Raw genomic sequence first — 23602 nt, forward strand, 5'->3', positions numbered from 1 at the left:
CGGGGCTGCGGGGCACAATGGTGTTGTGAGTCCCACCCGCCACGATCCGGACCAGCCCCAGCTGCCGCTGGACGAGGCATCGGTCCAGCCCCCGGCACCGGCCGGCACCCGCGCCCCCGCCGATGCCCCTGCCGACGCCGGCGCCGTCCAACGCGAGCTCGAGGCGCTGCGCATCGACAACGCGCGGCTGCGCAGGCTCTTGTCCCTGGGCACCGCGGAGGCCCGGGCCGCGGCCCCCTCCCAGGCCGAGCCCGCGCTGCGCCCCTCGGGCCCGGTGACGGCCAGCTCCCCGGAGGCCGAGAAGATCCGGCTCTACATGGACCTGTTCCGCGCCCGAACCGATGTCTTTGCGCTGCGCTGGGAAAACGCGGCGGAGGGAAAGGCCGGCTGGGTACCGGCGGTTCCCGGGGGCTGGCGCAAGTGGATGGACCGGGACAACACGAACTACACCAGGCTCACCCCGGCCGAGGTCGAGGGCCACCTGCGGGGCACCCAGCACATCGGCCTCTACCCGTTGACCGCGCGGGACACCTGCCACTTCGTGGCCGCGGACTTCGACGGGGACGCCGCGATGCTCGATGCGCTGGCCTATCTCAAGGCCGCGCGCTACCGCGGCATCCCCGCCGCCCTGGAGGTCTCCCAGTCCGGGCGCGGGGCGCACGTGTGGATCTTCTTCGCACAGGAGGTCCCCGCCGAGTCCGCGCGCTCCCTGGCCAGCTCGCTACTGCACGAGGCCATGGGCATCAGGGGCTCGATGTCGCTGCGCAGCTACGACCGGCTCTTCCCCTCCCAGGACCGGCACACCGGCAAGGGCATGGGCAACCTGATCGCCGCCCCGCTCTCGGGTAGGCGCCGCAAGCACGGCACCACGCTCTTCCTGGACACCGCGACCTTGGAGCCCTACGAGGACCAGTGGGCGTACCTCTCGGGCCTCGGGCGGGTGAGCCCCGGGGAACTGAAATCATTGCTGCGGGTCCTGCCGGCACCGGTCACCGGGCGCAAGACCCGCCTGGAGGTCCCCGCCTCCTCCAAGATCTCCCCGCGACCCGCCCCGATCGTCAACGCCTCGATCGCCGCACGCATCACCCTGCGCGCCACCGACCTGGGCCCGGCCATGGTCACCGCGCTGAAGCACGCGGCGGCCCTGCCCAACCCCGACTTCTACGAACGCCAGCGCCAGCGGCGCTCCACCTGGGGCATCCCCCGCTTCCTCACCAGCTACGACGAAACCCTGGCCGGCGACCTCATCCTGCCCCGCGGGCTGCTGCCCCGGCTGGAGGAACTCGTTCAAACCGCCGGCAGCAAGCTCAGGCTCACCGACAGCCGGGCGCCCGGGGAAGCGGCCGACTTCGCCTTCACCGCGGCCCTGCACCCCGAGCAGCAGCGGGCGTTCAATGCGCTGGCGGCCCGCACCCACTCGGTGCTGGTCGCCGCACCGGGCAGCGGCAAGACCGTCATGGCCTGTGCGCTGATCGCGGCCAAGGGCGTGTCCACGCTGGTGCTGGTCGACCGCAAGGCGCTGGCCGACCAATGGCGCGGCGAGATCCTCACCTTCCTGGGCGAGAAATCCGGGCAAATCGGGGGCGGGAAGTCCAAGACCACCGGCCGCATCGATGTTGCCCTGCTGCCCACGCTGGCCCGGCGCAAGAATGTTGCCGAACTGACCGCCGGCTACGGGTTCGTGGTCGTCGATGAATGCCACCACGTGCCGGCGGCCGCGTTCAGCCAGGTCATGAACCAGGTCCCGGCCCGTTCCTGGCTCGGGCTCACCGCCACGCCCTACCGGCGCGACGGGCTGGAGGAGCTGATCTTCCACCAGCTGGGCACCTTCACCCACGAGTTCGCCGCGGCCCGCCACGGCGAACTGCCGCAATCCGCCGCCGAGTTCCCCGCTCCTGCCCTGCAGCTGCGCCGGCACGACACGGCGTTCGACTACGACGGGGACATCGACCCGAGCGAGCCCGGCGGCATTGCACAGATTTACAAGATCCTCGTCGAGGACCGTGCCCGGCTGGCCCAGGTCGTTGGCGACGTCGTCGCGGCGCACGGACAGGGCCGGCAGATCCTGGTGCTCTCGACCTGGAAGCGCCACCTGCAGCTGATCGCCGAGGAGTTGCGCGGTGCCGGGCTCGACCCGATCGAGCTCACGGGATCGCTGAAGACCTCCGAGCGGCGGGCCGCGATGGAGCGGATCAACTCCGCCCCGGAGGACGAACCGCTGCTGGTGCTGGGCACCGGGTCGCTGATCGGCGAGGGCTTCGACTGCCCGCGCCTGGACACGCTCTTCCTGGCCGCTCCGGTTTCCTTCAAGGGACGGCTCGTCCAGTACGCCGGCCGGGTCACCCGCCCGTACCCGGGCAAGGCCACCGCAGTGGTGCACGACTACGTCGATGTGCTCACCCCGGTGATCGCCCGCGCCTACGACAAGCGCGCCGGCGGGTACCGGGACCTGGGGTTCTCCCCCGCGCCCGGCTCCGACACCCGCGTTCAATAGGTAGGCGGCGTGGCCGCCCGTCCCCGTCACCAAGGGTTGGGAGGCCACGCCGCCGTCGTCGTTGCGCCGGGCGGCGACCTAGCGCAACGGGTTGAAGTGCCGCATGACCGCCGGGGTCGATTCCCCGGTGATCGAGGCGGCAAGCATCTTGCCGGTCAGCGGCCCCAGGGCCACTCCCCACATGCCGTGTCCGCCGGCGACATGCACGCGCGAGGATCGGGTGGCCCCGATCAGCGGCAGTCCGTCGGTGGTGCAGGGCCGGGAGCCGACCCATTCCTCCTGGCGGTCCTCCCAGTTGATGCCGGTGAACAGCGGGGAGGCCGCGGCGACGATGGCCTCGATGCGCTTGGGCTCCAGCGGGTGGTCGGCGTCGCGGAACTCCATGGTCCCGGCCACCCGGAACCTGTCTCCCAGCGGGGTGCAGGCCACGCGCTGGGCGGGGAAGTAGATCGGGTGCGTCGGCATGACCTCGGGAACCACGGTGAAGGAGTAGCCGCGCCCGGCCTGGACCACGCGCTTGACGCCGAACTTCCGCGCGAGCTTGCCCAGCCAGGCCCCGGTGGCGATGACCACCGCGTCGGCACCCTGGGTGCGCCCGTGCGCGTCGAGGACCTCGACGCCGTGGGCGTGCTCAATGACGTCGGCGACCTCGAAGTCGGTGACGATGTCCCCGCCGCGGGCAATTACCGAGTCGGCCAGCGAGTCCATGAACTTGGGCGGGTTGATGAAGCGCTGGTGGTGGATCGCGACACCCGCCTTGACCCCGTCGCCCAGGGTGGGTTCGATGTCGCGGATTTCCGCCGCGCTCATCAGGTCGAATTCGACCTCGCCGCCGGCGGCGCGGATGCCCTCGAATTCGTGGAGCAGCCCGTCACGGTCCTTGAGGTTCTTGAAACCGGTCAGGAAGGGTTCGGCCGGGCGGGTCGGTTCCACGACGCCGGTCCCCAGGGTCGCGGTGCCCCCGTCGTTGCCCCGGGCGCCGGACCCGTTGACGGAGCCCGCCTGTCCGATCCTGCTGATGGTGCTGCCCTCGGAGATCTCGTCGAAGGCGTCCAGCCCGGTGGCGCCGATCTCGCTGAAGACCGCCATGGCCTCGCGCCACTTGCCCGGGGTGCAGTGCCGGGCAAAGCCCAGCAGGAACCGGATCAGCGAGGGCTTGGCCGAGAGCGGGATGTAGAGCGGGGAGGCCGGGTCGAACATGGTCTTCAACCCGTAGGTCAGCACCGAGGGCTCGCTCAGCGGCAGGGTCAGTGCCGGGGTGAGCCAGCCTGCGTTGCCCCAGGAGGAACCGGCGGCCACGCCGTCCCGGTCCAGGACGGTGACCTTGACCCCGCGCTCCTGCAGGTACCAGGCCGTGGACAGGCCCACCATGCCCGCACCGATGACGACCACGTGTTCCGGACTCGTTGTGCTCATTTCACGCTCCACTCTCTTGCCTGCCGGGCACCGCCGGCGGACGTCGCTGTCCGCGGGCGGTGCCCGGCCGAATTGCCGATGTTCAATGTCTGGGTTCAATGTCTGGGGTGGCCGGAAGTGCGCCGGAGGGTGTGCCCACCCTCCGGAGCACTTCCCCCGGCCACCGGGGGTCGTGCGGATCCAGCTGCGGTTTAGACGTAGTCCTTGTACTTCTCCAGGTGGCGGACCGGGGTGGAGAGCGCGTCGCGGCGGAACGGGTCGCCCAGTTCGCGGGTGCACATGATCTCGATGACGGTGGTCTTGCCGTCGACCATCTGGTTGTTCAGGGCTTCCTTGAGTGCCGACCCGACGTTTTCCAGCTTGTCCACGACGATGCCCTCGGCACCCATGCTGCGGGCCATCTCGGCGAAGGACTCGCCGTTGTCGAGCTCGCCGGCGATGAAGCGGCGGTTGTAGAACTCGACCTGGTTCTTCTTCTCCGCTCCCCACTGGCGGTTGCGGAAGACGATCGCGGTGACCGGGAGGTCGTGGCGGACCGCGGTGAGGACCTCGCCCATGCTCATGGCCCAGGCGCCGTCGCCTGCGTAGGCGATGGCCGGGCGGTGCGGGGCCGCGGCCTTGGCACCGATCATGGTCGGCAGTGCGTAGCCGCAGTTGCCGAAGGACATTGGCGCGAAGAAGCTGCGTGGCTTCTCGAAGCGCAGGTAGCTGTGCGCAACGGAGTTGATGTTGCCGATGTCGGTGGAGATCATGACGTCCTCCGGCATGGCCTTTTCCAGTTCGCGCAGTACCTGGCGCGGGTGCAGCCAGTTGCCTTCCTCGCCCTTGGCCTCCTCGATCACGTCGAGCGAGTACTCGTCCTGCTCGTGGGTCCACTCGGAGAGCTCCTGCTCCCAGGCTTCCTTTTCGGCCTTGATGTTCGCTGCGCGTTCGGCCTTGGTCGCATCCGATGCCAGTTCGATGCCTTCAAGTCGCTTGGAGAGTTCAATGGCAACTGCCTTGGCATCTCCGGTGATTCCGACCGCGATCTTCTTCACCAGTCCGAGCTTGGTGTGGTCCGCATCGATCTGGATGATCTTGGCCTCGGTGGGCCAGTAGGCCTGGCCGTACTGGGGCAGGGTGCCGAACGGGCCGAGCCGGGTGCCCAGCGCGATGACGACGTCCGCCTGGGAGATCAGCTTCATGCCGGCCTTGGATCCCTGGTAACCCAGCGGACCTGCCCAAAGCGGGTGGCTGGCCGGGAAGGAATCGTTGTGCTGGTAGCTGTTGACCACCGGTGCGCCGAGGCGCTCGGCCAGGGCCTTGGCTTCCTCGACGCCGTCTGCCATGACCACGCCGCCGCCGGAGACAATGACCGGGTTCTTGGCGGTCTTGAGCAACTCGATGGCCTCGTCGAGGGACTTGGTGCCTCCGGCGCCGCGGTCCACGCGGCGCGGGGCGGGGATCTCGGTGATGGACTCGCCGTAGAAGTAGTCACGCGGGATGTTCAGCTGGGTCGGGCCGTTTTCGCTCATCGCGCGGTCGAAGCAGCGGGCGGTGAACTCGGCCATGCGGTTCGGGTGCGTGACATGGCCCTGGTACTTGGTGAATTCCTGGAACATCGGCAGCTGGTTGGCCTCCTGGAAACCGCCCAGGCCGATGGTGTTGGTTCCGGCCTCCGGGGTGATGATCACGACCGGGCTGTGGGCCCAATAGGCTGCGGCGATGCCGGTGACGCAGTTGGAGATGCCCGGGCCGTTCTGCCCGATGACCACGCCGTGGCGGCCGGAAGCACGTGCGTAGCCATCCGCCATGTGGGCGGCGCCCTGTTCGTGCACGACGGGCACCAGGCGGATGCCGGCCGGGGCGAAGATGTCCATGGCGTCCATGAAGGCAGAGCCCATGATGCCGAAGATGTCGGTGACATCGTTGGACACCAGCGTCTCAACGAAGGCTTCCGACGACGTCATCTTCTGCGCGCCCTTGACGACCTCGCGGGATGTGGCCTTTTCAGTCATTACTAGTCTCCTTCGGGGATCAAGACGTCGCAGTCACGCAAAGTCTCAAAAAATGATTCAAACTGCTCCCAAAAACGGGATTGATGTCAAAGCTATGCGACCCAGCTCACATCCGTCAAGCCCCTATTCCATTTATTCTTCGTCCTGATACGATTTAATGAAACTTCGCACATCGGCAGATTGGATCGATCATGGAAAATCTCACGGAACCGGATCTCGGGCCCGCGGGCGCTGTCCAGGGGGAAACACCGGCGCTGCGCCTCTTCGCCCTGCTTGAGCTGATCACCACGCGCGACCAGCTCTTCACCCTGCAGTCGCTGGTGGACCAGACCGGACTGCCCAAGCCCACGCTGCACCGCATGCTGCAACAGCTCGAGGGCGCCAACCTGCTCACGCGGCAGTCCGACGGCCGGCACTACGGAACAGGTTCGCGCATGCGCCGCATGGCCGAGGACGTGCTGCTCAACGACACGCGCCACGGCACCCGGCACGCCATCCTCCGGGGGCTGGTCGATGAGATCGGCGAGAGCTGCAACATCACCGCGCTGTCCGGCAACGAGGTCATCTACCTCGACCGTGTCGAAACCAATGAGCCCCTTCGCGTGCACTTGGGGCCCGGCTCCAGGGTTCCGGTCCATTGCTCTGCCAGCGGGAAACTGATCCTTGCCCAATTCGGGCCCACGCAGCGCGAACGCGTGCTGGCCACCGGGCCCCTGCAGCGCTTCACGGCCCACACGCTCACCGACAAGGCGGAAATCGAGGCCGAGCTCACCCGGATCCGGGTCGAAGGCTACGCCGAGGACCGCCAGGAATACCTGGACGGGCTGGTCTGCCTTGCCGTGCTCGTTCCCAACCCTGCGGGGCGCTCCAACCTCTGCGTCGCGGTGCAGGCACCCATGATGCGCAAGAGCTCGGCGGACCTGCTCAAGTTGCTGCCCGCACTGCGCCGGGCCGCCGAGAGCATCTCGCGCATTGAAGACCACGCCGATTTGGGTTCGCCGGAATCCGAGCCGGTTGCGGCGGGATGGTGAGGCAAATGAACCAGGAAACCGCAGCCCTCCCGCAGCAGGAAATGGTCCCGGTCCGCGAGACCTTCGGCATCGACAGCGACCTGCGGGTCCCCCGATTCACCGAAACCTCCGAGCATGTCCCGGCCGTCGACCCTGCCTACAGGTTCAACCCGGATGTCACCCTGGCCATCCTCGCCGGCTTCACCCACAACAGCCGGGTCATGATCCAGGGACTGCACGGCACCGGAAAGTCCACCCACATCGAGCAGGTCGCCGCCCGGCTGAACTGGCCGCTGATGCGCGTGAACCTGGACGGGCACATCAGCCGCCTGGACCTGGTCGGCAAGGACACCGTGGTGATCCAGGACGGCGCCCCGGCCACCAGGTTCCAGGAAGGCGTGGTCCCCTGGGCCATGGTCCAGCCCATGGCCCTGGTCTTCGACGAATACGATGCGGGGCGGCCCGATGTCATGTTCGTGATCCAGCGGCTGCTCGAGCGCGACGGCGGATTCACCCTGCCCGACCAGAACCGCGTCATCCGCCCGCACCCGCACTTTCGGCTCTTTGCCACGGCCAACACCGTCGGACTGGGAAACCTCAACGGCCTCTACCACGGGGTGCAGCGCCTGAACCATGCCCAGCTGGACCGCTGGAACATCGTCGCGGCCCTGGACTACCTGCCGGTGGTCGACGAGGTCGACATCGTGGCGGCGCGGGTCCCCGCGCTGGCCGGGACACCGGCCGGAATGGACCTGATCCGGTCCATGGTGGAGGTCGCCAACCTCACCCGCGACGGCTTTGCCGCCGGGGACATTTCCACCCTGATGTCCCCGCGGACCGTGATCACCTGGGCGGAAAACATCTCCATCTTCCGCGATCCCGCGCTGGCCTTCCGGCTCTCATTCATCAACAAGTGCGACGAGGCCGAGCGCTTCATCATCTCCGAGTACTACCAGCGCGTCATGGCCACCGAGCTCGACGAGTCCTACGCGCTCGTTCCGGCCGGGGCCTGACGTCACCGGCCGCCCCGCCATGGACGCCAACCCGAACGCCGAACGCCGCGCCCAGGAAATCCGGCAGCTGTGCGCCGCGACCCTGCGTGCACTCGGCGCCGACCCGCGCCTGGAACTGCTCGGATCCCGCCCCTACCGCGGCACCGCGGTGCTGCCGTTCAATGCGCCGCACCTCTACCCCTCGCTCCCCGGCGCCGGGCTCGAGTCCTTCCGCGGCGCCAGCGACGGGATGGCCCTGCGCGCGCTGCATTCGGACACCGCCGCACACCTTGCGTTCCTGCCCGAAAACTCCAGCGCCCGGCTGGTCTTCGAGGTGCTCGAGCAATTCCGCTGCGAATCGCTGGCCGCCCTGCCCGGGGTCGTCGCCAACCTCCGGGCCCGGCACGAGGCCTGGTCCAAGGAGTACCTGGCCTCGGGCCTGGCCGAAACCTCGTTGGGGATGCTGCTGTACACGATCCTGCAGGTCACCCGCTCGCGGATCACCGGCGAGCCGGTCGTCGAGGAATCCGAGGACATGATCGAGGCGACCCGAGCGAACCTGTCCTCCACCCTGGGCCCGCTGCTTCCCGCCCTGCGCCGGCACAAGCACAGCCAGGCGGACTTTGCCCAGCACGCCCTGCAGATCGCGCTGCTCGTCGCCGACGCCGTCGCGGCCCTGGAATCCCGGGCCCCTGCCCGCAAGGCGGCCAGGGCCAAGGAGTCCAAGGCAGCCGAGTTCTCGCTGCTCGTGGACGTCGAGCAGGAGGCCGCGCTGATCGGGAGAACCGGCACCGGAACCAGCGGCATCCTCGAGGCCGCCGCCGGCGGCTACCAGGTCTTCACCCGTGCCTACGACAAGGAGTCGGCGGCCAGGGAACTGGTGCGTGACGAGCTGCTGCGCGGCTACCGCGAGCGCATTGCCCATCGGGTGCACACCGAGGCCGTGAACACGGCACTGCTGGCCAAGCGGCTGCAGGGGCTGCTCTGCGTTCCAGAGCGCTCCGGCCACGATTCCGGCGCGGAGGAGGGACTGCTCGATGCCTCGCGGCTGGGCCAGCTGATTGCCTCCCCCACCGAGTCCCGGCTGTTCAAGACCGATCGCCTCGAGCCGGTTGCCGCCGCGACCGTCGCCTTCCTGGTGGACTGCTCCGGGTCGATGAAACAGCACGCCGAGGGACTCGCCGCGTTCCTGGACGTGTTGGTGCGGGCACTGGAACGCATCGAGGTGCCCTGCGAGGTCTTGGGCTACACCACGGGCGCCTGGAACGGCGGGCGCGCGCTGAAGGATTGGCGCCGCGCCGGCGCCCCGGACAACCCCGGACGGCTCAACGAGCTGAGCCACCTGGTCTTCAAGGACGCCGCAACCTCGTGGCGCACCGGACGCCAGGGGCTCGCGGCCATGCTCAAGTCGACCCTGTACCGCGAGGGCATCGACGGTGAGGCCGTGCGCTGGGCGCTGGGCCGGCTCCGGGCCCGGGAGGAGGAACGCCGGATCCTGGTGGTGGTCTCCGACGGCAGCCCCGCGGACGGTGCCACGGCGAACGCCAACGACGAGTTCTACCTGCAGCACGACTTTGCCGCGGTGCTGCGGGCGGCCGAGGCCGAGGGCGGGACCACAATTCTGGGCCTCGGGCTCGGGCTGGACATGAGCCCGTATTTCAGGCGCAACACCATCCTGGACGCCGCGAGGCTCGGCGGGTCCGAATCCGTGCGCGATTTGCTGGATTTGCTTCAGCGCTCGCTACGCCCCGGACGCTGAGCCCGCGCCACCCCCGCAGGGCCTCACCGTGCCGGGGGTACGCTGGGTCATCCAGCACCATTTCGAGGAGACCCATGGGAAAGAAAGCGCCCGCCATGTCACCGTCGGACCTGCCGGTTGCCCAGGTACTGGACCGTGCCACGGGCCCGCGCCGTGTCGAGGCCGACGAACTGCTCGCAATGCTCGGTGGGATCAGCGGCGAGCGGCCGGTCGTCTGGGCGGGCCGCATCATCGGGTTCGGGCAATACGAGTACCGCTACGAAAGCGGGCACTCGGGCAGCTCTCCCCTGCTCGCCTTCGCGCCGGGCCCCACCAAGCACACGATCTACCTCGTCAACGATTTTTCCCGGCGTTGGCCGGAGCTGATGGCCCTGCTCGGGCCGCACCGCGCGAGCAAGGCCTGCCTGTACCTCACGCGGTTGACCGGGGTGGATCGCGGGGTGCTGCGTCAGTTGCTGGAGCATTCGCTCGCCGAGACGCGATCGCCGGGGCGCTGAACACCCTGTGGACCGCGTCGTTCGGGACGGGAACGGGTCACGGGCCGCCGGTGCGTGCTCCCGCCCCGGGCATGGGCCTATCCTGAACCATGGGCGTATATGTTCTCGTTGCCTTTGTCGTTCCCGTGCAGGCCGGCCTCGTCTTCCCCCGGTCCGGCTGGCCTCTGCACATCACCCTGGCCCGCTTCGACACCCGGGAAACCGCCGACGCCGTCTACGCCCGGCTCGACGGTGTGTTGCCGGAGCGGCTGGGCTTTGGCGTGCGCATCGGCCCGGACGCGCAGTTCGGCCGCGACGCGTCCGTGCCGGTCTCCCTGGTGGAACCGGAGCCGGCCCTGCATCGGCTCCACACCGCCGCGCTGGAGGCGCTGGGACCGCAGGTCCATCTGCCCGGTGCGCAGCACAACCGCTCGAATTACCACCCGCACGTCACCCATGCCGCCAAACGCCTGCGGCCCGGGGACGAGTTCCGGGTCCGGCAGGCGGCGCTGGTGGACATGCGTCCGGACAATGATCCACGGCTGCGCCGGGTCTTGGCCGTCTGGGAACCGGTGTAAAACACGATCCGCCGCCCACGCAGGCCTGGTTGGCCAAGGCTTGCGGGCAGCGCAAACATTCCCAGCCCCGGCAATGAACAACGATGCGGGCAGGACCGGAATGGCCCGCACGGAGACTCAGGTTCCGCAGAACGTCCGGTAGGGGCCGAAGCCTTCCGGGGCCGCGGCGGCGAAGCGCTCGAGGCCGGGGCGCTCCCGGAAGGGGTCGGCGAGCGCGGCCAAAAGCCGCGAGAGCGGCTCCCGGTCGCCGTTGACGGCGGCGGCGAGCGCCTCCTCGACGAGGTGGTTCCGCGGGATGTAGGCGGGATTGGTCCGGTCCATCAGGTCCGCGTCCGGTTCCAGTGCCCGCCAGCGCTCCGCCCAGGCATCGAACGCGGACGGGCCGCGGAACAGGGAGCGTGCGGACTCGGCGTCACCGCGCACGGCGGTGCCCAGAGCCCGGAAGAAGGACGTGTAGTCCACGCGGGCTTCTTGCAGGAGGGCGAACAATTCCCCGGTGAGCGACGTGGCCGATTCATCGTCCAGGCCCTCGGCCAGGCCGAGCTTGGCCTTCATTCCGGCCAGCCACGCGGCGCTGTACTGGGTGTGGAAGTTGCCGAGGGATTCCTGGGCCAGGGCAACGGCCCGGTCCTGGTCCTCGTGGAAGAGTGGCAGTAGTGCCTCCGCCAGTCGGGCGAGGTTCCACTGCGCCACGAGGGGCTGGTTGCCGTAGGCGTAGCGTCCGGCTTCGTCGATCGAGCTGTAGACCGTGGCCGGATCGAAAACGTCCATGAAGGCGCACGGCCCGTAGTCGATGCCCTCCCCCGAGATGGTCATGTTGTCGGTGTTCATGACGCCGTGGATGAAGCCCACCAGCATCCATTGGGCCACCAGCGATGCCTGGGCCGAGACCACCGCTTCGAACAGGGCGAGATAGGGGTTCTGGGCTTCCGCCGTTCCGGGATGGTGGCGTGCCATCGCATGGTCGGCCAGGCGGCGCAGCAGGTCCTCGTCGTCCATGGCGCGGGCATATTGGAAGCTTCCCACCCGCAAGTGGCTGCTGGCCACCCGGGTCAGCACGGCTCCGGGCAGCACGGTCTCGCGGCTCACCGGCCGTCCCGTCGCCACCACGGCCAGGGAGCGCGTGGTGGGAATGCCCAGGGCGTGCATCGCCTCGCTGACGACGTATTCACGGAGCATCGGGCCGAGGGTGGCAAGGCCGTCACCACGGCGGGCAAACGGCGTGCGCCCCGAGCCCTTGAGGTGGAGGTCCCGCAGGCGGCCCTTTGCATCGGCAATCTCGCCGAGCAACAGCGCCCGGCCGTCGCCCAGACGCGGCGAGTAGGAGCCGAACTGGTGGCCGGCATAGCCCTGCGCCACCGGAGTGGCACCAAGGGGTAGCGCGGTACCGATCAGCAGCCCCAGACCCTCGGCAGTGCCCAGGGACACGGAGTCGAGGCCCAGCTCGGCGGCCAGCGGCCAGTTGAGCACGACCAGTTGCGGATCCGGAGCCTGTTCCGCCTGCCAGGGAACGGCCAGTTCGGGAACTTCTCGGGCAAATTGGCCGTCCAAGGAGACCGTGGATTGTGCGTCGACACTCATCTTTCAAGCGTACCTTCGATATGCTGCCCTCCGCGTGGAAGTCGCTTCCCGCGCACCGGCCTTGGCCGGACAGCCACCTGCTCAGGCTCCGCCCGGGAGCGTCGTTGTTCGGTTGCCCCGACCGGGCGCAGTGTCCAACGCGGCATCCGGGCGGTCGCCAACGGGGCGTCACCACACCCGAAAACGGGGAAGGGCTCGTCCGCCGGAAACCGTTCCGGCAGACGAGCCCTTCCCTTCGGTTCTTGCGGCCCTTGCCTTACAGCTGCAGCAACAGCACCCCCGCGTAGCCGAGTCCCGCAATCAACGCCCAGGAACACAGCGCCATGAGTAGGGAGGCGCCCTTCGAGGCGAAGAGCTGACTGATCCGCACGGCCGAACCCAGGCCGAAGAGCGCCGCGGCCAACACCACGTCCTGCACGATCGTCGCGGCCTCCAGGACCTCGACGGGCACGTTGAAGATCGAGCGCACCGCCACCAGGGCCACGAACCCGATGATGAATCCCGGCACAATGGGGGGAAGCTTCAGTCCGTCGTCCCCGGCCTTGCCGTTGCGCCGGCTGATGATGCCGGCCGCGGCGACCATCGGGGCCAGGGTCAGCACGCGGGTGAGCTTGATGACGATGGCAATGGCCAATGCCGAGGCCCCGGCGGTCTGCGCGGTGGCCACCACCTGGCCGACGTCGTGCACCGAGGCACCGACCCACTGGCCGAAGGCCTCCGGCCCCAGCCCCAGCGGGCCCATGAGCAGCGGCAGCACGGCAATGGCCAGGGTTCCGCACAGGGTCACCAAGGCCACGGGGATCACGGTGTCCTCGTGCTTTGACCTGCGCACCGCGCTCATCGCGCCGATGGCGGAGGCGCCGCAGATGGAGAAGCCGGTGGCGACCAACAGCGGCTGGTCCCCCGGAAGCCGGAACGCCTTGCCCAGCAGGTAGGTCCCGCCGAAGGCCAGCAGCACGATCAGCACCACCACCCCGAAGGTCGCCCAGCCCAGTTCCAGCACGTCGACGATGCTCAGTTTCAGGCCCAGCAGCACGATTCCGGCCCGCATGAGTTTCTTCCCGGCGAAGCCCAGGCCCTTTCGCCAGGGGCCCACCACCAGCGTGTTGGTCCCCGGGAGATTGGCTGCCAGGATTCCCAGCACCACGGCCGTGGTCATGACCGGGATCGAGGGGACGAGCAAGTGGACCAGGAAGGACAACGGGACCACCACGGCACAGGCCGCCAGGCCGGCCCAGTGCCCGGAGACCCAGCTGCGGGCGCGCCCCGGGGGCTTCCGGGGACCGGTCGGGGCCGGGGGCTGCAGTGCCGGCTCGTGAGTTTGATGCACCATGAAGGTGGCTCCTTCGAAGAATTACGTTGCCGCGGTGCGGCCGCACCCCCCCCGGGATGTTTCTCCCGCCGGGGGTGCGGCCGCACCGCGAACAACGTGTGGGTACGGTTCCTATTCTGCCTGCTAATCAGGCGCCGGGTGCCCCGGCGGGGCTCGCGGACCTGAGCTCGCTGCCCTTCGGGCGCGGGGCGCCCAGCACCAGGATGTCGACCTGGTCGTCGGACAGGGTTTTGTTGTGCTTGCGCCGCATCAGGAAGAACACGACGCCCAGCAGCGACCAGACGGCCAGCGCCAGCATCGATTCCTTGCCCAGCGCCCCCGGGGATCCCGGGATCAGCAGCAGGCCCATGAAGACCAGGGAGGTCACCGCGCCCAGCGCGCTGAGGACCTTCTTGGAGGTCGAGTTTGTGCCCTCGAGGGTGCCCGCACGCGCCGGGGCGCCGGAGGTGCGGAAGAGGCGGAACGCGCACAGGCAGGTGTAGAGGTAGGCGACGGTCACTCCGACCGCCGACATGTCAACGACCCAGGTCAGTGCCGCGCGGCCGAACCACGGGCTGATGAGGCAGATGGCGCCGACGAAGATGATCCCGATGTAGGGGGTCTTGTACTTGGGGTGCAGGCTGGCGAACATCTTCGGGACCATCTGCGCCCGGCCCATGCCGAGCAGGATGCGGCTGGCCGAGACGTAGAATCCGTTCAGGCCCGTGCTCACGCCCATGGTGATGCCAATGGTCAGCAGCAGCATCCCGGAACCGCCCATGACCCCGGTCAGGGCGTCCGCGGTTCCCCAGGCGGAGTCCCCGGCAACGAGCGCTTCCCACGGTGCGGCCATGGCCACGGCGGCGATCATGGCGCAGTAGAGCAGGGCGGCGGCCAGCAGGGCCAGCACGATCAGGCGCATGGCCTTGGACGGCGGGAAGTCGAATTCCTCCGCGGCCTGCGGCACGTTGTCGAAGCCGATGAAGGCCCAGGGTGCGATGGCCACGATCGCGGCGATCGCGGCGATCGGGTTCACGTCCTTCGGGAAGGCCGGAAGCGCGTTGGAGAAGACGACCTGCGGGCTGGCGATGACGGCCACCAGGATGCAGGCCACCGCAACGAGCATGATGACGCAGGCGATGAACTGGATCTGCCCGGACAGCGCGGTGCCGCGGATGTTCAGGTAGGCAAAGACCGCCAGGGCGACCATGGAAATGACGACTTCCACCAGGTAGACGTCCCAGCCGGCCACGGTGTACAGGTAGCCCTGCTGCACGACGTCGGGCATGAGCTTGCGGAAAAGCAGGGCCAGCGCCGAGGCATTCAGCGCCACGATGCAGGTGTATCCCAGGGTCAGGTACCAGCCGCAGAAGAAGGCGTGGGTCCGTCCGAAGCCGACCAGCGCGAAGGCAAGCTCGCCGCCGGAGACCGGGAAGGACTTGATCAGGAATCCGTAGCTGACGGCGATGAGCACCATCAGGGCGCCGCCGATCATGAAGCCGGAGATGGTCCCGACGGGACCGCCCATGGCCAGCCAGTCGGTGGGGAGGATGAAGGCGCCCCAGCCCACGGCCGAGCCCAGGGCAATGGCCCAGACCCACCGTGCCTTGAGGGTTTTTTCCATGCGTTCCGGCTGGTCGTGTCCGGAACCGGGAGCTGCCGGTGCCATGGGAGTTACCACCGTCTTGTCTGTTGTGGCTTTCATTTTAACCTCGTTCTCGGGTGGTGGCGGCGATGCCACCGCTTGCGAAGACCGCTCGCCCCGGAAGGGGCGGAGCGGTGGGTCAAGATTTTTGCGACTGCATCATGCTGATGAGTGAAACGTTGACGATGTCAGCGACGCTTGCGCCGCGGGACAGGTCGTTGACCGGCGCGGCCAGCCCCTGCAGGATGGGCCCGTAGGCTTGGGCCCCGGCGAGGCGCTGGGTGATTTTGTACCCGATGTTTCCCGCTGCCAGGTTGGGGAAGATGAAGACGTTTGCGTGTCCTGCCACCGTTGAGCCCGGGGCCTTGGACGCGGCAACGGATTCAAGCAATGCGGCGTCGAATTGCAATTCCCCGTCGATCCCCAGCGTGGGCTCGGCCGCCCGGGCCAGGGCCGTTGCCGCGCGGACCGTGGAAATGCTTTCGTGCTCCGCGGACCCGGCGGTGGAAAAGGAGAGCATGGCCACCGCCGGTTCCTCGCCGGTGAGCAGGGCGAAGGTCCGCGCGGTGGCGCACGCGATGTGCGCCAATTGGGCGGCGTCGGGGGTCGGGATGACGGCACAGTCGCCGTATCCCACATATCGCCCGTCGGCCAGGCGCATGAGGAAGGAGGAGGAAATGGTGCCGGCGCCGGGATCCGTGCCCACCACGCGCAGTGCCGCTCGCAGCACGTCGGCGGTGGGCCGGGTGGCACCGGCGACCGCGGCCGAGGCCAGCCCCGCCGGAACCGCCGCGACCGCCAGGAACAACGGGTCGTCCATCCACCCGGCGGTCTTGGCGGGGCCAAGGCCGGCGACCTTGCCCGAAAGGTGTGTCCCGGCGGCACCCTCGCGCAGCTCGGCCACGCCCATGATCGTCGTGGCGTCGGCGAGCGTGATGCCCTCGGCGAGCGCGGTCGCCCTGATGCTCTCGCGCTCGCCGACCAGGATGGTGTCCACGCCGATCCCGTTGAGTACGCCGGCGGCGGCAATGGCCCGCGGGTCGTGCCCATCGGCAAGGATGACCGGTCCGCGGGAGCCTTCGGCCGGGCCTGCCAGGAACCGGGCCAGGATGTTTTCGTCGACTCCCGCGGGCCGCACCGTTGCGATGGCCATGAGACGGTTTCCTCCCCTGTTTCCTAGACCGCGGCCAGGGTGACGGCCGGCGACTTGAGGTAACTGTCGGCGGCGCTCATCACGTGGTCGACCTTCTGCAGCAGGTCATCGAGCACGTCCTGGTCGGCGACCAGCGGCGGGGAGAGCACCAGCATGGTGGCGCCGCGGTTGTCCGGGCGGGTGATCAGGTTGACCTCGCGCATGGCCTTGGGCATCACCTTGGTCAGCAGTTCCTTGGATTCCTCGGCCGTGAGTTCGCGCCCGGTTTCCCGGTTGCCGGTGAGCTCGATGGCGTAGAAGAACCCGGTCCCGCGGTATTCCTTGATGCTGGTGTGCGCCGAGACGATCTTGTCCAGGCCGTTCTGGAAGTACGGTTCCAGGCTCCGGACGTTGCCGACGACATCCTCTTCCTTGAGCGCCGTCATGTTGGCCACGGCCACCGCGGTGGAGACCGGGTGGCCTCCCCAGGTGGCTCCGTGGGTGAACATGCCGGCCAGCGGCGAGGCAAGCATGGCGTCGGCCAGCGGCTTGCGGATGATGACTCCGCCCAGCGGGGCGTAGCCGGAGGTGGAGCCCTTGGCGAAGGTGATCAGGTCCGGGACCACGCCGTACTTGATGCTGCCGAACCACTCGCCGAGGCGGCCGAAGCCGGTGATGACCTCGTCGGCGACCAGCAGGATGCCGTGCTCGTCGCAGATGGAACGCAATTCCTGCCAGTAGCCGGCCGGCGGGACCAGCGCGCCGCGGGAGTTCTGCACCGGCTCGGCAAAGAGCGCCGCGATGGTGTGTGCGCCTTCGCGGGCAATGACCTCGCGGATGGCCTGGATGGAGGGCAGGTCCGCGGCGCTGCCGCCCTCGGGGATGACCTCGCCCAGGGTGTTGGGAACGTGGAAGACCCCGGGCATCAGGGTGCCGAAGGCCTCCTTGTAGGCGGGGATCCCGGTGACGGCCAGGGCGCCGAGGGTGGTGCCGTGGTAGGCCATGTTGCGGGCGATGATCTTGGTGCGCTCAGGTTCTCCCTGGCCGCGGTGGTACTGGCGGGCGAACTTGATGGCCGACTCCACGGCCTCGGACCCGGAGTTCACGAAGAACACGACGTCGAGGTCGCCGGGGGCCAGCGAAGCGATGAGGGTCGCGGCGTCGACCGCGGCCGGGTGGGCCGAACCCCAGTTGGTCCAGTAGGCCAGCTTGGACATCTGCTCGTACGCGGCCTTCGGGATGTCCTGGCGGCCGTGGCCGATGTTGGCGCAGAAGAGGCCGGCCAGCCCGTCGAGGAACTTGTTGCCGTCCTCGTCGAAGAGGTAGCTTCCCTCGCCCCGGGTGATGATGGGCAGGTTCGGGTCGTTCCACACCTGGCCTGCGGTGAAGTGCGGGTAGAGATGCCGCTGTGCACGATTGCGGATATCTGAGTTGGTCACGAGACCCCTCCATTCAAAGTTTTCCTGTCAGGGCCCCGGGCGCTTCCTTGCCCCGGGGATCCCCGCACCATCCGACGATGCGGTGTGGTGAGTATCACTCTGCCCTCGGACTGGGTCCTTTCCCAGACCCAAATTGGCGTCACTTTCTAGGTACCAGCGGCGCGCCTACACGTAGATGCGCGGCACCCTGGTCCCCACGCGGGTCAGGATCTCGTACGGGATGGTCCCGGAGGCCTCGGCCCACTGCTCGACATGCGGCTCCCCGGCGTCCCCGGGGCCAAAGAGCAGAGCCGCGTCTCCGGGCGCTACGTCGTCGTCGGCCACGTCGATGACGAATTGGTCCATGCAGACCCGGCCCAGCACCCGGTACCGCCCGGCGCCGACCTGGACGGGTCCGGCGGAGCTTGCACTGCGGAAGACCCCGTCGGCGTAGCCCAGCGGCACCACGGCCAGCGTGGTGTCCCGCTGCGTGGATTCGGTGTGGCCGTAGGAGATCCCGGCACCGGCCGGGGCGCGCTTGGTTTGCACCACGGCCGCGCCCAGGGTCATGGCCGGGCGCAAGTCCGGGCAGCCGGCGCGTTCGGGTTCGGGCAGCGGGTTGACCCCGTAGACGGCGAGACCGGTGCGGACCATGTCGAAATGCGCTTCCGGGGTCGCGAGCGTTGCCGCGGAGTTGGCAATATGGCACAGCTGCGGGTCCAGCCCCAGGGACCTGGCCATCTCGATGGCGTTGGCGAAGACCCGCAGCTGTGCGGCCACCGAGGGGTGCCCGGGCTCGTCGGCGCAGGCCAGGTGGGACCAGATGCCCACCACCCGGATCCGGCCGGCGGCCTCCAGTTCCCGGGCCGCGGCGCACAGCGCGGGCCAGTCCTCGATGGTTGCCCCGCCGCGCCACATGCCGGTGTCGATCTTCAGGTGGATCCTGGCCACCGCGCTTGCAGCCCGGGCGGCGTCGGCGATTTCCCGCAGCTGGTCCACCGAATAGGCGGCGAGCTCGATGTCCTCGGCGATGGCCCGGGCATAGGGGGCGCCGGGGGCGGCCAGCCAGGAAAAGAGCGGTGCGGTGATCCCGGCGGCGCGCACCGCGAAGGCCTCCTCGAGCACGGCCGTGCCCAGGTAGTCCGCTCCCCCGGCCAGCGCGGCTTGGGCGGCGGGCACCAGGCCGTGGCCGTAGCCGTCGGCCTTGAGCACCGCCAGCAGCCTGGCGCCGGCGGCGACCTTGCGCAGGGCCCGCACGTTGGCGGTGATGGCCGCCGTTTCAATGTAGGCGGCCCGTTGCGGCACCGTCCCGGGGGCGGTCCGCGGGCCTGCGGCCTGGTTGTCTTCGAGCGTGTTGTTTTCGAGCGTGCTGGAAAGATTCATGGCGACTTCCTTGTCGTTTGGGGTGCCGAAGCGCAGGCGCGGCGGCGGGGCGGCGAACCGCCCGCGTTGTCTTCTACTGTTGTGCAGGGGAGCCGTTCGGCACAGATCCAGATCGGGCAGGGTTCAATGGGTCCACCGGCTCGAGGGGACCTTCCCGCGCTACCCGGCGAGCCCGGCGATGACGCGGCCCAGCTCCCTGATGCCCGGTTCGATGGCCTCGAGCTTGATGGCGGCGAAGCCCAGGCGGAAGTGGTTGCGGTTTGCGCCGGGGTCGTCGAAGAAGACGTCCCCGCGCTCGATGACCACCCCGGCCTCCAGCGCCCGGGCGGCCAACTCCACGCAGTCCAGGTCCGCGGGACCCGTGATCCAGACGCTGACCCCGCCCGGGGGCGCCACGACCTTGAAGGGCACGAACTCCTCCAGCGCCTCGGTGAGCACCTGCCACTTGCGCTGCAGCTGGGTGCGGCGCCGCGAGATGGTGCGGTGGTACTGGCCCGATTCGATCAGCAGCGCCATGGCGCGCTGGGGATGTCCGGCGATGTGCCGGATCTTGTACCGCCGCTGGTTCCGCAGCTCGGTGATCAGTTCGGCCTCAGCCACCAGGTAGCCCATGCGCAGCCCGGGGGCCAGGAACTTGGTGAAGGACCCGAGGTAGATGACGTGCCCGGAGTTCGGCAGGGCCTTCAGCGCCGGGGTGGGCTTGCCGCGGTAGCGGAACTCGGAATCGTAGTCGTCCTCGATGACCAGTGCCCCGGCGTCCCGGGTGCCGGCCAGGATTTCCTGGCGGCGGTTGCCGGAGAGCGTGACGTTGGTGGGGCTGTGGTGGCTGGGCGTGAGGTAGAGCAGGTCCAGGTCCGCGAAGTTGTCCGGCGGCACCAGCCCGTTCTCGTCGACCGCCAGCGGCCGCAGCGTGGCGCCGCTGCGCACGAAGGTGTGGCGGGCATCGACGTACCCGGGGTTCTCCACCCCCACCACGGTGTCGCTGCCCATCATGGTCTGCGCCAGCAGGTCCAGGCCCTGTTGGGAGCCGGCGGTGATGAGGATGTTTTCCGGGCTTGCCAGGATGCCGCGGGCCGGCAGGACCCGCTTGCACAGCACCTCGAGAAGGTACGGGTCGTCCTCGTCCACCGAGTCGCGCAGCGAGTAGAACAGGTGCGGCGGATCCAGTGCGTCGCGCAGCGCCCGCGACCAGGCAAGGCGCGGGAAGTCGCGCTCGTCGACCTGCCCCGCCACGAACGGGTAGGGGTAGGTGGACCAGTTGCGGACCTTGGTGATTTCGGGCATGCCGGCGTCCTCGCGCGGGCGGATGTGCCGGGACCAGTCCACGGCCGATCCGTCGGCCGTGGCGGTGGCGCCGTCCAGTGCGCGGTTGCGCAGCATCCGGGTGTTGATGAAGTAGCCGCGGCGCGAGCGGGACTCGATCATGCCCGAGGCCAGCAGTTCCTGGTAGGCGGCGTTGACGGTGTTGCGCGAAAGCCCCAGCTCGCGGGCCATCTCGCGCGAGGAAGGCAGGGGCTGGTCGGGCACCAGGGTGCCGACGAGGATCTGGTGTTCCAGCGCCTGCCGCAGCTGCCGGTAGAGCGGCTCGCCGGACTCGGCCGACACAGCGATGGGTGCCCTGACTCCTGCGCGTTCTTCCGCCGGCGGCCGCCGGGCTTGCGGGTTCGCGGGGCGGCGGGTCCTAGACGTATCCATGGCTGGCGCCCGCGGGGACGGGGACGTAGAAGCGCGGGACGACCACGATGGGCACCGGCAGGGCGCGCAGCATCTTGTTCGCGGTGGACCCCAGGAAGATCCGGCTCCGCTCCGCCAGGCGGCTCGAGCCGAGCAGGACGATCTCGGACTCGTCCCAGTCAAGGGCGTCGACCGCGGCCTCGGTCGAACGGCCCTGCGCGACGTCTGCGGTGACGATCGTCCGGTTCCGCACGCCCGCGACGGCGGTCTCCAGGGTCCGCCGGGCATGGACGCGCGCCGCCTCGATCCGGTCGCCGTGGTGCTTCTCGCCGTCCATGGCCACCAGGGAGATGAGACGCAGCGGAACGTGGCGGACGGCGGCGGAATCCACCGCGGCCTCCAGCACCGAATCCGCCCCGGCGCGGGTGCCCAGGGCGCAGGTGATGCGGGTGATCTCCCGCGGGGGGAGGTAGCCCGAGGGCGCCAACGCCACCGGAACCGGCGAGGAGTGCAGCAGGGCGTTGGCCACGGAGCCCACGGTGAACCGGCGCAGCGGACCGGTGCTGGCGGCGCCCACCACCACGAGGTCCGCCTTGAACGCGGCGACGGCCTCGAGCAATCCCTCGGCCATCGACGCGGCAAAGCGGATGTGGGTGCGCGCCTCCATGCTGGAGGGCACCAGGGCCAACGCCCGGTCCATCCATTTTTGGGCGGCCTGTTCAAGGAACTCCTGGTAGACGCGCTCGTTGCGGGTGGCGGCCTGCCCCGGCGGAACCCCCGGAATGATGTGGACCAGCTCGAGCTCCGCCGCGATGGGTGCGGCCAGCGACCGGGAAAGGGCCAGGGCCAGCGAGATCGCCTCGCGGCCGCGCTTGTCCTCGGTGCATCCAACGACATATCTCATGGCGCGGGGTCCCCCTTCACTGGGAGTCGGTTCGGGCATTCCCCCTCATGCCTACCAGTTGTCGGGGCCGGGCAGAAAGAATGACGCGCCTGTGACGCGGCGCACTATTTGTCCATCGAGTGATGCGCCAGGAACGAATACACTTCGGTCTCGTCCACGCCCGGGAAGGCCCCCTGCGGCATGGCCGCCAAGAGGTGCGTCTGGGCGCGGGCGCTGGGCCAGGCCTGCCCCGCCCACTGCTGTTGCAGCTCCAGCGGCGGGCGCCGGCAGCAGGATTCGTCCGGGCAGGTGGAGGTCGAGCGCTCGGTGGTGTCGCGCCCGCGGAACCACTTCACGTGCACGTAGGGCACCCCGATGCTCAGCGAGAACTTGCCGGTGTTGGACCGCTCGGTGCGTGCGGTGCACCAGAAGGTTCCGGCGACGGTGTCGGTGTACTGGTTGTAGGCGCTGAACTGGTCGGCCACGTCGAAGACCTCGCGGCTGGTCCAGTACCGGCACACCGACTGGCCCTCGATGGCGCCCATGTGGTCCATCGGGAAGTTGACCCCGTCGTTCTCGTAGGCCTTGTGGATGATGCCGGACTCGTGGACCTTCTGGAAGTGCACCGTGATGCCCAGGTGCTCGGTGGCCAGGTTGGTGAAGCGGTGCGCGGCGGTCTCGTAGGAGACGGCGAAGGCGTCCCGGATGTCCTCGACGGCGAGCTCGCGGGCGCTCTTGGCGCGCTGCAGGAAATCGACGGTGGCCTTCTCCGGCATCATCAGGGAGGCGGCGAAGTAGTTGGTGGCCACGCGTTGGCGCAGGAACTCGGCATAGTCGCCCGGGGTTCCGTGGCCCAGCACGTGGTGGCCGAAGGCCTGCAGCAGCACCGAGCGGGTGGAATGCTCCGAGCGCTGGGACTGGGTGAGGTAGACGCGCATGTTTTTCAGGTCGGTGACCGAGCGGGTGGAGTGCGGCAGGTCCGAGACGTTGTGCAGGGAGAAGCCCAGGTGCGAGGCGATGTCGGCGACCTGGTGGTGCGAGAGCGGCCCGGAGGTGTGGCCGATGGCCTTGAGCACGCGCGCGGCTTCCTTCTCGATCGCCGGGAAGTAGTTGTTGCGTTCCTTCATCTCGCCGCGCAGCTCCGCGTTGGCGCGGCGCGCTTCCTCGGGGGTGGCGGATTGTTCGTTCAGCCGGCGTTCCAGCTCCCCCTGCAACCCGACCAGGGATTCGAGCACGTCCATGGGCGTGCGCGAGGAAATGCGCACCTTGGGCAACCCGAGCGATTGGTAGAGCGGCCCGCGCTGGGCGCGTTCCAGTTCGATTTCCAGGGCCGCGCGGCGGGTGGGAGGCGCGGCGCCGAGCAGCTCGTCCAGTCCGACCCCGAAGATGGCGGCCAGGGACTTGAGCATGCTGAGCTTGGGCTCGCGCTTGCCGTTTTCCATCAGCGACAGCTGGCTGGGGGCGGTGCCCACGGCCTCGGAGAGGTCGTCGAGGGTCATCGCCTTGGCCTTGCGCAGGTGCCGGATGCGCCGGCCGAGGGAAATGATGTCCAGTTGCTCGGCGTCTTCCGGCGACAGGACGCTCTTCTCCGGTGTAGCGGGCCGGTTCCATGTGGGGGTGCTCACGTTTTCAGCGTACGCGAAGAAGTGGAGATCTTCCCAGCTCTTGACCAGAAAAGGCTGCCGTGGAAACGCCAAACATGCGTTTCAAGGAAGTTACATGCCGAATCCGCCAGTCTGCACAGCAATCCACGAAACACCAGGACTCGATGTGGAGCAATTCGCGTCGGGCTTTCCCACCGCCCAGGGCCAGAATGTGAATTCGTCAAACATCCGACGCTAGGCCCGCGCGG

Annotated in this window: 17 protein-coding genes; 6 read left to right on the forward strand and 11 right to left on the reverse strand. The window is 68.9% G+C overall.

From position 1 onward, the window contains the following. Window positions 1-25 precede the first annotated feature (25 nt). A complete protein-coding gene (locus ACIPVK_RS10700) occupies window positions 26-2494 on the forward strand; it encodes a TOTE conflict system archaeo-eukaryotic primase domain-containing protein (protein WP_407611960.1) in 2469 nt (822 codons plus the stop codon). Between the two features lie 78 nt (window positions 2495-2572). On the opposite strand, the gene ACIPVK_RS10705 is transcribed toward ACIPVK_RS10700, so the two are convergent. After that, the gene (locus ACIPVK_RS10705; RefSeq protein WP_407611961.1) at window positions 2573-3910 is read right to left on the reverse strand and encodes an NAD(P)/FAD-dependent oxidoreductase; all 1338 of its coding nucleotides are present in this window, start codon (window positions 3908-3910) and stop codon (window positions 2573-2575) included. Between the two features lie 191 nt (window positions 3911-4101). After that, complete coding sequence (gene xsc, locus ACIPVK_RS10710; RefSeq protein ID WP_407611962.1) at window positions 4102-5907, reverse strand: sulfoacetaldehyde acetyltransferase; 1806 nt, start codon at window positions 5905-5907, stop codon at window positions 4102-4104. 191 nt (window positions 5908-6098) lie between these two features. Between xsc and ACIPVK_RS10715 the strand changes: the two genes are divergently transcribed. The 5 genes from ACIPVK_RS10715 to ACIPVK_RS10735 all read left to right on the forward strand — a co-directional run bounded on the left by ACIPVK_RS10715 (window position 6099) and on the right by ACIPVK_RS10735 (window position 10722). Next, window positions 6099-6938, forward strand: a complete 840-nt coding sequence (locus tag ACIPVK_RS10715; RefSeq protein WP_407611963.1) for an IclR family transcriptional regulator — start codon at window positions 6099-6101, stop codon at window positions 6936-6938. Window positions 6939-6943: 5 nt separating this feature from the next. After that, window positions 6944-7930: an AAA family ATPase gene (locus ACIPVK_RS10720; protein WP_407611964.1), complete on the forward strand. Its 987-nt coding sequence runs from the start codon at window positions 6944-6946 to the stop codon at window positions 7928-7930. Window positions 7931-7949: 19 nt separating this feature from the next. Then, the gene (locus ACIPVK_RS10725; protein WP_407611965.1) at window positions 7950-9668 is read left to right on the forward strand and encodes a cobaltochelatase CobT-related protein; all 1719 of its coding nucleotides are present in this window, start codon (window positions 7950-7952) and stop codon (window positions 9666-9668) included. Between the two features lie 74 nt (window positions 9669-9742). After that, window positions 9743-10165 (forward strand): DUF1801 domain-containing protein, encoded by a 423-nt coding sequence (locus ACIPVK_RS10730; protein ID WP_407611966.1) that lies wholly within the window; start codon window positions 9743-9745, stop codon window positions 10163-10165. Window positions 10166-10254: 89 nt separating this feature from the next. Further along, entirely contained in the window at window positions 10255-10722 is a 468-nt protein-coding gene (locus ACIPVK_RS10735; protein WP_407611967.1) for a 2'-5' RNA ligase family protein, read from the forward strand. Window positions 10723-10839: 117 nt separating this feature from the next. Here ACIPVK_RS10735 and ACIPVK_RS10740 read toward each other — a convergent pair whose 3' ends face one another. From ACIPVK_RS10740 to ACIPVK_RS10780, 9 genes are all read right to left on the reverse strand, one after another. Next, window positions 10840-12303: a protein adenylyltransferase SelO gene (locus ACIPVK_RS10740; RefSeq protein ID WP_407611968.1), complete on the reverse strand. Its 1464-nt coding sequence runs from the start codon at window positions 12301-12303 to the stop codon at window positions 10840-10842. Window positions 12304-12559: 256 nt separating this feature from the next. Further along, entirely contained in the window at window positions 12560-13636 is a 1077-nt protein-coding gene (locus ACIPVK_RS10745) for a YeiH family protein (RefSeq protein ID WP_407611969.1), read from the reverse strand. 127 nt (window positions 13637-13763) lie between these two features. Further along, the gene (locus ACIPVK_RS10750; protein ID WP_407611970.1) at window positions 13764-15320 is read right to left on the reverse strand and encodes an APC family permease; all 1557 of its coding nucleotides are present in this window, start codon (window positions 15318-15320) and stop codon (window positions 13764-13766) included. Window positions 15321-15399: 79 nt separating this feature from the next. Continuing rightward, window positions 15400-16413: a phosphotransacetylase gene (locus ACIPVK_RS10755; RefSeq protein WP_407611971.1), complete on the reverse strand. Its 1014-nt coding sequence runs from the start codon at window positions 16411-16413 to the stop codon at window positions 15400-15402. A 23-nt stretch (window positions 16414-16436) separates the two neighbouring features. Continuing rightward, entirely contained in the window at window positions 16437-17831 is a 1395-nt protein-coding gene (locus ACIPVK_RS10760; RefSeq protein WP_407611972.1) for an aspartate aminotransferase family protein, read from the reverse strand. A gap of 165 nt (window positions 17832-17996) precedes the next feature. After that, on the reverse strand, window positions 17997-19193 hold the full coding sequence (gene alr, locus ACIPVK_RS10765) for an alanine racemase (RefSeq protein ID WP_407611973.1): 1197 nt from the start codon (window positions 19191-19193) through the stop codon (window positions 17997-17999). A 159-nt stretch (window positions 19194-19352) separates the two neighbouring features. Beyond that, entirely contained in the window at window positions 19353-20798 is a 1446-nt protein-coding gene (locus ACIPVK_RS10770; protein ID WP_407611974.1) for a PLP-dependent aminotransferase family protein, read from the reverse strand. A 76-nt stretch (window positions 20799-20874) separates the two neighbouring features. Beyond that, complete coding sequence (locus ACIPVK_RS10775) at window positions 20875-21771, reverse strand: universal stress protein (protein ID WP_407611975.1); 897 nt, start codon at window positions 21769-21771, stop codon at window positions 20875-20877. 104 nt (window positions 21772-21875) lie between these two features. Next, on the reverse strand, window positions 21876-23375 hold the full coding sequence (locus ACIPVK_RS10780) for a helix-turn-helix domain-containing protein (RefSeq protein ID WP_407611976.1): 1500 nt from the start codon (window positions 23373-23375) through the stop codon (window positions 21876-21878). Window positions 23376-23602 lie beyond the last annotated feature (227 nt).

This window comes from Paeniglutamicibacter sp. MACA_103 (genome assembly GCF_045798555.1).
Lineage (GTDB): Bacteria > Actinomycetota > Actinomycetes > Actinomycetales > Micrococcaceae > Paeniglutamicibacter.

Coding starts and splice junctions, on each gene's coding strand:
- ACIPVK_RS10755 (WP_407611971.1), bottom strand. CDS start 16,413: ATGGCCATCGCAACGGTGCGGCCCGCGGGAGTCGACGAAAACATCCTG.
- ACIPVK_RS10745 (WP_407611969.1), bottom strand. CDS start 13,636: ATGGTGCATCAAACTCACGAGCCGGCACTGCAGCCCCCGGCCCCGACC.
- ACIPVK_RS10730 (WP_407611966.1), top strand. CDS start 9,743: ATGGGAAAGAAAGCGCCCGCCATGTCACCGTCGGACCTGCCGGTTGCC.
- ACIPVK_RS10750 (WP_407611970.1), bottom strand. CDS start 15,320: ATGAAAGCCACAACAGACAAGACGGTGGTAACTCCCATGGCACCGGCA.
- ACIPVK_RS10775 (WP_407611975.1), bottom strand. CDS start 21,771: ATGAGATATGTCGTTGGATGCACCGAGGACAAGCGCGGCCGCGAGGCG.
- ACIPVK_RS10735 (WP_407611967.1), top strand. CDS start 10,255: ATGGGCGTATATGTTCTCGTTGCCTTTGTCGTTCCCGTGCAGGCCGGC.
- alr (WP_407611973.1), bottom strand. CDS start 19,193: ATGAATCTTTCCAGCACGCTCGAAAACAACACGCTCGAAGACAACCAG.
- ACIPVK_RS10705 (WP_407611961.1), bottom strand. CDS start 3,910: ATGAGCACAACGAGTCCGGAACACGTGGTCGTCATCGGTGCGGGCATG.
- ACIPVK_RS10740 (WP_407611968.1), bottom strand. CDS start 12,303: ATGAGTGTCGACGCACAATCCACGGTCTCCTTGGACGGCCAATTTGCC.
- xsc (WP_407611962.1), bottom strand. CDS start 5,907: ATGACTGAAAAGGCCACATCCCGCGAGGTCGTCAAGGGCGCGCAGAAG.
- ACIPVK_RS10720 (WP_407611964.1), top strand. CDS start 6,944: ATGAACCAGGAAACCGCAGCCCTCCCGCAGCAGGAAATGGTCCCGGTC.
- ACIPVK_RS10725 (WP_407611965.1), top strand. CDS start 7,950: ATGGACGCCAACCCGAACGCCGAACGCCGCGCCCAGGAAATCCGGCAG.
- ACIPVK_RS10715 (WP_407611963.1), top strand. CDS start 6,099: ATGGAAAATCTCACGGAACCGGATCTCGGGCCCGCGGGCGCTGTCCAG.